Origin of the sequence: Mycobacterium sp. 852002-51163_SCH5372311 (assembly GCF_001667115.1) — a bacterium.
GTDB lineage: Bacteria > Actinomycetota > Actinomycetes > Mycobacteriales > Mycobacteriaceae > Mycobacterium.
The window spans coordinates 86,355-95,832 of sequence record NZ_LZIJ01000144.1; the positions used below are offsets into that span (position 1 = coordinate 86,355).

Consider the following 9,478-nt stretch of genomic DNA (forward strand, 5'->3'; position numbering starts at 1 on the left):
ATAAGTCGGAGTAGCGGCCGGGCCGGCCCGAGCCTTAGCGCCGCGCGTCGCGACGCGCGAGTTCTGCCAGCATCGCGTTGTAGGCAGCCAGATCGGCGTCATCGTCGCGGTCCGCCGCCCGGTCCAACCGCCGCGCGGTCCGCCGATCACTGCGCGCCCACTGCACCAGCAGCGCGACCATCACGATCACCAGGGGCAGTTCCCCTGCCGCCCAAGCGATTCCACCGCCCAGCCGTTGATCGCCCAACAGATCGGTATGCCAGCTCAGACCTAGTGACCGGTAGTAACCGGCGCCGAGCACCCTGCGCGTGCTCATGAGTTCGACGCCGAAGAAGGCGTGTAACGGCAGCGAGGCGAAGACCACCGCCACCTTGGCCAGCGGCGGGATCGGCCGCGGTGTGGGGTCCACCCCGATCACGATCCAGTAGAACAGGTAGCCGCTGAGCAGAAAGTGCAGGTTCATCGCCAGATGGCCGGCGTGGCTGCCCACCGCGTCGTCGAAGATGCTCCCGAAGTACAGCCCGTAGAACCCGGCGACGAACAGCACGGTAGCCACCACCGGGTTGGTGAGCAGCCGCGATAACCGGCTGTGCAGTGCGGCCAACAGCCATTCCCGCGGGCCGGGTGGGTCGTCTCGGCCGGCGGCCGGCAGCGCCCGCAACGCCAGGCTGACCGGGCCGCCGAGCACCAAGAGAATCGGCACCAGCATGGACAACCCCATGTGGGCCACCATGTGCATGCTGAACATCGCCGGCATGTATCGACCCACGCCCGACGACGTCACGAACAGCAACGCCGCACAGCCCAACAACCAGGCCAATGTCCGCCCCGGTGGCCAACTGTCGCCGCGGCGGCGCAGCCGCAGCACCGCGGCCACATACAGCGCTGCCAACAAGATTGCCGCCGTGCCGAAGATGAGGTCGAATCGCCAGTCGAACAGCACACGCAGCAGGGTCGGCGGTCCGTCGAAGTCGTAGCCGATCTCGGCTTCGGGGATCGACGGAATCCGGATAGGCGGTGGTGGCGGCGGCGTGCGGCCCAGCCCGACGGCAATCCCGAAAGTAAGCCCGAAAACCGCTGCCTCGATCAGCCCCAGCCGAATCAGCAATGCCCTGGATGCGCTCGAATTCGCTTGCAGCGCAGCGACTGCCGTGCGCCGCTGACGCCAGCCGAGGATCCCCAGCGTGCACAGCGCGACGAACTTGGCGACCACCAGCCGTCCGTAGCCCGTGGTCAGCAGGTCCGACGGCAGGACCCGCACGAGGGCATTGACGACACCGCTGAGCGCCATGGCGACCCAGCACCACAACGCAATCGCGGAGAAGCGGCGTGCCGCCAGGCCAATGTGGTCACCGCTACTCTCACGGCGCAGCGCAGCCGCCAACAAGGCCAACAGGCCACCGGCCCACAGGCTGGCGGCGACGAGGTGGATCAGCAAGCTGTTGGTGGCCAGGTCGTGCGAACCGCCGGCCGAGGAGTGACCGGTCAGGCCGAGCGGAACCACCGTCACGAGTGATCCGGCGAGCAGCAGCGGCGTCCACGACCAGCGCAGCACCGGCAGGCTGGCCAGCGTGACGATGGCGGCCAGCACCGCGGTCCAGCGCCAAGCCGACGCGGTGTTGATCATTCCGGCCACCGACCACAACGTCACCGGGTTGAGGTGCTCGGTCACCGGATGACCGGAGACGTCAGAGACGGTCAACGGAACCAGCAGGGCGGCACACACCGCCCAGATTCCCGACGCCAGCGTCCCCAGCCGCAACGCGCGATATCCGCCCGCGTCAAGCACCCCGCTGCGTTGGGGCGGCACCAGGAACGCCGCGGACAAGAACGCCCCGACGGCCAGTACGGCAGCGATCTCGCCGAAGGCACGGACGAACGGCAGACCCAGCGTGGTAGCCGGGCCGGGATTGGGCAGACCGGTGGCTGCCAGCGCATTCGTCAGGGACAACGCCCCGATTCCGGCCGCCGCGCCACCCGCAAGGACCGCGACGCCGGCCAACAGTGGCCAGATCAGCGCGGCGGGCTTGCCAACTGGGCGAGCAACCGTCATCCACCCAGGGTATGGGCGCGTGCGCGGGCTACTGAGCTTGACTCTCCGCCTTGTCCGGCGACCGCCCCTGACGGGCCTGAGACTCGCGGGCGCGGAATTGATTACGGGCGATCTTTGCGACGTAGTCGAAATCTCGAAGGATGTTGCGCAATTCCGCACGGAAGGCGGTCCGGCGCTCGGTCAGGTCGGACGCGGGTGCGATCAGGTCCTGGTCGGCGACGACCTGGCGTGCGGTGGCGAAAAGCAGCGTCGAAACCGGTTCGCTGCTGCGCACCCGGCCCTGCGCCACATATTGACGACCGACCCCCAGCGCCAACTCGGTGAGTTCCTTCTGGCTCACATCCGGCGGTGTATCGCGTAAGACATCGGCGACAATTTCGTAGGCCTCGAAAAACACCCGTAGCATGGCGTCCGACATCAACGGGCGCTTCGCATACAGCATCGCGTCGATCTCTTCGCCGCCGGCAGCGACGTGGCTCTCCCACTTGTCGTGCCACGCCATCTCTTCGGCGATATTGGCCTTGAACGCCGTCGAATCGGCGAAGTAGAAATCGAACTTCAACAGATCGCGCAAGCGCATCGCCTGGGCCCAGAAAGCTTCCATGCGGTCGCCCGATGCGTACCTTGCGTGCGCGAGCGCCAGTTCGACGATCGAGGTCTCCAGAAACGCATGAATCACCGAGTTTCGGTAGAACGCTGCGGCGTGTTCATGTTCGGGAGCGATGTACCAGACCGGTTCTCGCCCACTGTCGACGCGGGTGACCGGGTGTCCGTTGGACAGCGCGTCCACCGCCGCGCGCACACCGTCGCGCGAGCGCAACCGCAATGCACTCGTGGACATCGGCGTCTGCCTGCGTTCCAGGTAGTCGAGCGAATCCTGCAAGGTGTGGTGCAGCTGATCGAGCGTCAGCGCTAGGCCATGAGTGGTGAGCAGCAATGCCGACACCAGACCCGTCGCCGTGATCGGCGTCGCCTGCAGGATCCGCCACGCGACCTCGAACGACATCTTCTGCATCGCAAGCCGTTTGGCGTCCTGATCATGAACGATTGGTCCGTGCGGGGGCCCGAGGTACTGTCGCATCGAGACCGCTTCGGGGAAGCGGACGTAGATCTTGCCGTAGTTACGTTCGCCCTGTGCCTTGATGAAGTTGTAGAGCCAGCTGAAACCCTCGGCCGTCTTCTCGGCGCCGCGCGCGTAGGCGGCGTATTCGGCGACTTCGTGCAACTGGTCGAAGCAGATCGAAACGCCTTGCAGCAGAATGTCGTCGCTGCGCCCGTCCAGGTAGGCGTCGGCGACATAGCTCATCAGGCCGAGCTTGGGCGGCAACATCTTGCCGGTCCGCGACCGGGTGCCCTCGATGGACCAACTCAGGTTGAACCGCTTCTCCACGACGTAGCCTACGTACTCCTTGAGCACGTACTTGTACAGCGGATTGTCGCCGATGTTGCGCCGGATGAAGATAACCCCCGAGCGCCGCATGAGGGGACCCATGACCCCGAAGGACAGGTTGATGCCGCCGAACATGTGCACCGGGGGTAACCGGTTGTCCTGCATGGCCACCGGTATCACCGCGCCGTCGATGTAGGACCGGTGCGAAAACAGCAGCACGGCCGGATGCGCCTCGAGTGCGGTGCGCATCGCCGCGACTTGGTATTCGTCGTAGTCGAAGTCGGGATCGAATCCGCGGCTGAGCAGCCTGCCCAGGACGGATATCACGTCGACCGACGCCTGGCTCCATCCGGTCGCGAGTTCGTCGAGCATTTTGCCGGCTTCCTCGACGGTGGCTCCGGGGATCTTTTTCAGACCGGCGCGAAACCGCGCGGATGCCAACATCTCTGGCTTCACCAGCCGCGGCGACTTGTACTGCGGCCCCAGGACCCGGTATTCCGCTCGCGCGAGCGCCAGGATCGCGCGACGGGTGACGAACTGCGCGAAATCGCGGGGATCATCCCCGACGGTGGTGTCACGCCACTGCTGGCGCAGTTCGGACACCTTGGCCGACTCGCCGGTCAGCACCAGCGCGCGGCGCGGGTCGTTGCGCAGGATCCGTTGTTGCTGGCGTTGATTGGGGTGGTAGGGATCCCGTCCGGGAAGCAGCCCGGCCACCTTGTCCAACTTGCTTCGATCTGCGGGAGGCAACCAAGTGACCTGCACCGGTACTACCGAGCGGTCTCCCCCGACGTCCGAATCAAGTTGCTCGACAAGCGCTGTCAGCGCCGACGGTGCCGCCGTGCGGGGCGGCAGCTTCAACACCTCGAACTTGGCTTCCGGATTGCGGGCCCGCTGCCGTCCCAGCCACTCCATGACGAGTTGCAGTTCGGCCGACGTATTCATGGACGCCAGCACGAGGGTGTCTTGCGCGGTGAGGATGGCGCCGGCGTCTGCGGCCGGTTTGGTCACGTCCGTCCTTCGGGCCGGGTCGATGATTCGGCGCTTACGGCTTGGTCGGTGCTGGACTGCTTGGCGTTGACGGGCTTTGTCGCGGTGGTCTTCTTGGCCGCCGTCTTTTTGGCCGCACTCTTTTTGGCCGTGGTCTTTTTAGCCGCAGTCTTCTTCGCCGCGGTCTTGGTCGCAGTCTTCTTCGCCGCGGTCTTAGTCGGGGCCTTCTTGGGTGCGGCTTTTTTGGCTGCAGGTTTTTTGGCTGCAGCTTTTTTCGGCTGCGTCTTCGTTGCGGCCGCCTTGCCGGTCGTGGTCTTCCGGGCCCGCTTCGGCGCCGCCTTTCTGGCGCGGGCGTAGATGTCGAACTCGGGCAACTCGTCGACCGGCCAGTCGGCGAGCGTATCCAGATACAACTGCCGCACCTCGGCGATGCGCTCCGGCAAGGTGTCCAGAGTCCAGTCGTCGACCGGGATCGGCGGAAACACGGCGACGTCCACGGTACCCGGGTTCATGATGGTGGAATTCCGGGAAGCGATGAGTTCGGCATTGCGAATCACTATGGGCACGATGGGAATTCCCACCGCCATTGCCATGCGAAACGCGCCCTTCTTGAAGGGTCCGACTTCGGTCGTGTCGAGTCGGGTACCCTCCGGGGCGATCACGATCGACAAACCATTCCTGGCGCGCTCTTCGACGGTGTGCAGCGTCTCCACCGCGGCGACCGGGTCGTCGCGGTCGATGAATACGCCGTCCAACAACTTGCCGAGCGTGCCCATGATCGGGTCGCTGGCCAGTTCCTTCTTGCCCACGGCCACCCAGTTGTCTTTCACCAGTGCACCGGCAATGACCGGGTCAACCTGGTTGCGGTGGTTGAAGATAAAGACCGCCGGCCGCTGGGCGGTCAGATTCTCCTTACCGATGACGTTCAGATTCACTCCGGCGGTGGCAAGCAGCAACTGCGAGAAGTACGAGGTGAAGAAGTTGACCCCGCGGCGCCGGCTGCCGGTGAGTACGCCCCACCCGACTGCGCCGGCCGCCACCGGGAACATCGAACCGAATCCGGCGAGTGTCCGAATTTGCCGCTGGATTCCCACGCCGCCACGGCTGTTGAACCTCAGGATCGGCCAGCCGCGCCGCTTGGCGACGGCGGCCATCTTGCCTTCCGGGTTGGTCGGCCGCGGATTGCCGACCAGGTACATCAGCGCGACGTCCTCGTCGCCGTCGGCGTAGAAGTAGCTGTCCTTGAGGTCGATGTCATGCTCAGCCGCAAACCGTTGCACCGCAGCGGCTTTGCCCGGCCCCCACAGGATGGGTTTCAGAATGCCGCCGGTGAGCATCCCTTCCTCGTTGGTTTCGAACTTGTTGGTGAGCAAGTTGTTGATCCCTAGGAAGCGGGCTACCGGGTTGACCTGAATGGTCAGCGCCGACGAGCTGAGCACCACCGTGTGGCCGCGAGCGACGTGGGCCCGGACCAACTCACGCATTTCCGGGTAGATCCGCGACTCGATCCGCTGGGCGAACAGCCGCTCACCGATCTCGTCCAAGTCGTCTATCAGTCGCCCGGCCAGTGCCATGGCCGCCTTGCCGATGAGGTCTTCGAACTCGATGCGCCCCAGCGTGTGGTTCAGGCCGGCCTGAACCATGCTGAGCAGTTCGCCCACACCCATGTCGCGGCGGCGCAGGCGCTCCTGCGTGAGGATGACGGCCGTGAAGCCGGCGACCAGCGTACCGTCCAGGTCGAAAAACGCGCCGACCTTCGGTCCGGGTGGGCTGGCCATGATTTCGGCGACCGACCCGGGCAACCGCAGGTCCTTTGACGGCTTGCCCGACTGGCGTTCTTGCTCTTTCGAGGCGGTCATGAGCCCGACACCGATCGAGCCGAAGCGTTCGGGTCGGCGGAGAACGAAGCCGGCACCGCGCGCGGTGCGCCTTCACCGGTCAGCGCCAAGATCTCGTCGAATCCGTCGAGCAGGCACCTGGCGAACAACTTTTCGTCGCGCACGGACGCCCGGTCGTAGCGGGCGGTGATGGTGCACCACCCGCCCCGCGAGATCAGCACCACCATCATCGCCACACCGGGCAACGGCCCAACACCGTACTGTCGCAAGATCTTTGCCCCGGCTAAGAAGGTGTCGCCGGGGTAGACCGGGACGTTGCTGGCCTGCACATCCGAGCCGACGACCGAGCCGGTGATTCCTTCGAGTATCGCCGTCGGGAGGACACTGAGCACCGGTGCCATGGACCCGATGATGTTCATCGCGGGCTCGTCGCGGCGCTGGGTCATCTGCGCGCGGATCTTCTTCATCCGGGCCACCGGATCGACCGTGCCCACCGGCGCCGCCAGGTTGACGCCGGTGAACTGATTGCCGCCGGCCGCATCCCCTTCGGCCCGCAGGTTCACCGGCACCGCCATGGGCAGCGTGCTGATCGGCACACCGAGGGCCTCGTGGTAGCGCCGCAGCGCGCCGCAAAGCCCGGCGAGATAGGCGTCGTTGATGGACCCTCCCGCGGCTTTCGCGGCCTTATGCAAATCCGACAGCGGGATGTCGATCGCTTCGGTGCGACTTGCCAGGCTGCGCCGGCGTAACAACGGCGACGGCTCGGCGGCCCGGTTCATCACCCGCACACCCGAAGCCGCGTAACCGACGATCCCCGAAACGGTGGACACGGGGTCCAAAATCGCCCGTCCGGCCGCCGATACCGCTCCGGACACGGCGCCCAAGACGCCGCCGACGACGGCCATGGGCAGTTGGTTGAAACCCTCCCGCATCAAGTCGTTGGGCGTGAGGTCTTGTGGAATCGGTTGCGGCGGTGTGGGTCTCGGCGGCGGATCGCGCTCCAGATCGTAGATTTCCGCGAACATCTCCACGCCGCCTACCCCGTCGGTGACCGCATGGCTGATGTGCAGCAGCATCGCGGCCCTGCCGTCGGCCAGGCCCTCGACCAGGGTGGCCGTCCAGAGCGGCCGCGATATGTCCAGCGGAGACTGCAGCATGACCTCGGCGAGATCGAATACCTCGCGCAGCGTGCCGGACCCGGACACGCGAACGCGGCGCAGATGGAAATCCAGGTTGAAGTCCGGATCCACCACCCAGCGCGGCGCTGCCGTCGGCAGGGTCGGCACCACGACCTTCTGCCGCAGCCGCAACACCTTTCGGGATGCGTTTTCGAATCTGGCCCGCAACCGGTCCCAATCCGGTGTGGTGTCCAGGAGCTCCAGCGCCATGATTCCGGAGCGGGTCCGCGGATTGGCTTCGCCGCGATGTAGGAGATAATCGACCGGTCCCAGCTCGTCAGACAACCTCAAGGTCTCGACGGACTCAGCCATTTTCACGACCCCGCCGACGTGCCATTCCCGTCACCGCCGCTCAAGCCTCCTGCTTTCAGCCCCGCCGTACCGATTGCCAACACAACGCTAGTCCGGTTGACGCGCCGGTGAAAGCAGATGAGGACCGACTCAGCTGGCCGGGGTTGAGGCCAAGGGCAACGAATCCAGCATCGCGCTGGTGCGCCGGCCGTAGACGACGCCCAGGAAGTCCGCGACGGCATTGGCGGCCAGCCGAGATCGGAGCGTCGGCGTGATGTCGAAAGCGTGGTGCGCATTTGCCAGTTCGGCGTAGGACACCGTGGCAGCGCCGGCGCCCCGTAATGCGGCGCAGAATGCTGTGGCCTGGCCGGCGGGAACCACCTCGTCCTTGTCGCCATGCAGCACGAAGAACGGCGGCGCATCACGGTGGACATACGAAATTGGCGAAGCCGCCCGGAATCGCTCCGGGTCCGTTGCGTACCGCGACTTCATTACGAACTGCTCGAGGAACGGCAGCATCATCTCGTGCATGTTCTCGAAGTCGGTGAAGTCGTAGACGCCGTAGTACGGAGCGACGGCCTGCACCGTGGTGTCGGCCCTTTCGAACCCGGGCTGAAACGTGGGGTCGTTGGCGGTCAGCGCGGCCAGTGAAGCCAGGTGCCCGCCTGCCGAGCCGCCGGTGACTGCGATGAAATCCGGGTCGCCGCCGTAGTCCCCGATGTTCTCCCGGACCCAGGCGATCGCCCGTTTCACGTCGATGATGTGCGCCGGAAACGTGCAGCGTGGGCTTTTGCTGTAGTTGATCGACACGCAGATCCAGCCCAGTTCCACCATTCGGCTCATCAAGGTGTAGGCCTGCGGACGTTTGCCGTTGAGTGACCACGCGCCGCCCGGGACCTGTAGCAGCACCGGGGCGTGGTCGCCGGGCCTGAGGTCGGAACGTCGCCAGATGTCCAGCAAATTGTCGCGGCCGCCAGGGCCATAGGAGATATCCGAGGTGTGGGCGGCGTAGCGGCGGTGCGGTCCCGGCATCGGCAACAAGCCCGCCCGACGCGCCCGCGCGGACGGATCGCTGGCCGGGTGACACACCAGCTCGCGAAAGTCCGGGCCAAACGATTCCTCGAGCGCCGCGGTGAGGGCCTCATCCGCCTTCTGCGCGGCCCACGTCGCCCCGACCCGGCCGATCGACCTGCCCGATACCCGCGACAAGGCATGCCCGGTGACGACGTGCGGGGGAAACTCGGTGGACAGCCAGCCGGCGACCCAGCCGACGGCGAACGGCGAGCCGCGCAGCAGCAAAGCGCCGGCCCGGAAGGTATCTCTGGCGTCGGCCGCCAGCTGAGTTCCATGTCGCAGCGCTTCGGCACCAGCCCGTGAGCACCGCGAAGTCACGTTCATGACCATGGTCAACGCCACCCCTCACGCATCGTTGCGTTAACGACTGATTGCCAGCCGGTGTAGCACGTGTGTCGCGGCTCACACCATAACCGATAGTTGCGGGAGGGCAAGACTTTTCGCGCGCGTCGCGGTGCAGAAAATGGATCGCCGGACGCCATTGGATAGACTGACCTGCGCATTGCCTCCGTAGCTCAGGTGGATAGAGCAAGGGCCTTCTAATCCCTAGGTCGCACGTTCGAGTCGTGCCGGGGGCACCAAGATCATGTATGACCTCGGCTGATGCTTGACATTTCAGCTTCGGGTGATGCCTGACAGTGTTTCGGCTGATGCTTGACAGCTG

General features: G+C 65.6%; 5 protein-coding genes and 1 tRNA gene. 1 reads left to right on the top strand and 5 read right to left on the bottom strand.

Annotated elements, in window-relative coordinates:
- Positions 1–34: 34 nt before the first annotated feature.
- The 5 genes from A5791_RS17000 to A5791_RS17020 form a co-directional block, all read right to left on the bottom strand.
- The gene (locus A5791_RS17000) at positions 35–2,053 is read right to left on the bottom strand and encodes a cytochrome c oxidase assembly protein (protein ID WP_067239256.1); all 2,019 of its coding nucleotides are present in this window, start codon (positions 2,051–2,053) and stop codon (positions 35–37) included.
- 28 nt (positions 2,054–2,081) lie between these two features.
- A complete protein-coding gene (locus tag A5791_RS17005) occupies positions 2,082–4,454 on the bottom strand; it encodes a glycerol-3-phosphate 1-O-acyltransferase (protein ID WP_067239258.1) in 2,373 nt (790 codons plus the stop codon).
- Positions 4,451–6,292 (bottom strand): HAD-IB family hydrolase/lysophospholipid acyltransferase family protein, encoded by a 1,842-nt coding sequence (locus tag A5791_RS17010; protein ID WP_067239261.1) that lies wholly within the window; start codon positions 6,290–6,292, stop codon positions 4,451–4,453. The genes A5791_RS17005 and A5791_RS17010 overlap by 4 nt, the downstream gene beginning before the upstream one ends.
- On the bottom strand, positions 6,289–7,761 hold the full coding sequence (locus A5791_RS17015) for a wax ester/triacylglycerol synthase family O-acyltransferase (RefSeq protein ID WP_067239263.1): 1,473 nt from the start codon (positions 7,759–7,761) through the stop codon (positions 6,289–6,291). The genes A5791_RS17010 and A5791_RS17015 overlap by 4 nt, the downstream gene beginning before the upstream one ends.
- A 129-nt stretch (positions 7,762–7,890) precedes the next feature.
- On the bottom strand, positions 7,891–9,144 hold the full coding sequence (locus A5791_RS17020) for an alpha/beta hydrolase (protein ID WP_156661412.1): 1,254 nt from the start codon (positions 9,142–9,144) through the stop codon (positions 7,891–7,893).
- Between the two features lie 174 nt (positions 9,145–9,318).
- On the opposite strand from A5791_RS17020, the gene A5791_RS17025 reads away from it, so the two are divergent.
- A tRNA-Arg gene (locus tag A5791_RS17025) sits at positions 9,319–9,395 on the top strand.
- Positions 9,396–9,478 lie beyond the last annotated feature (83 nt).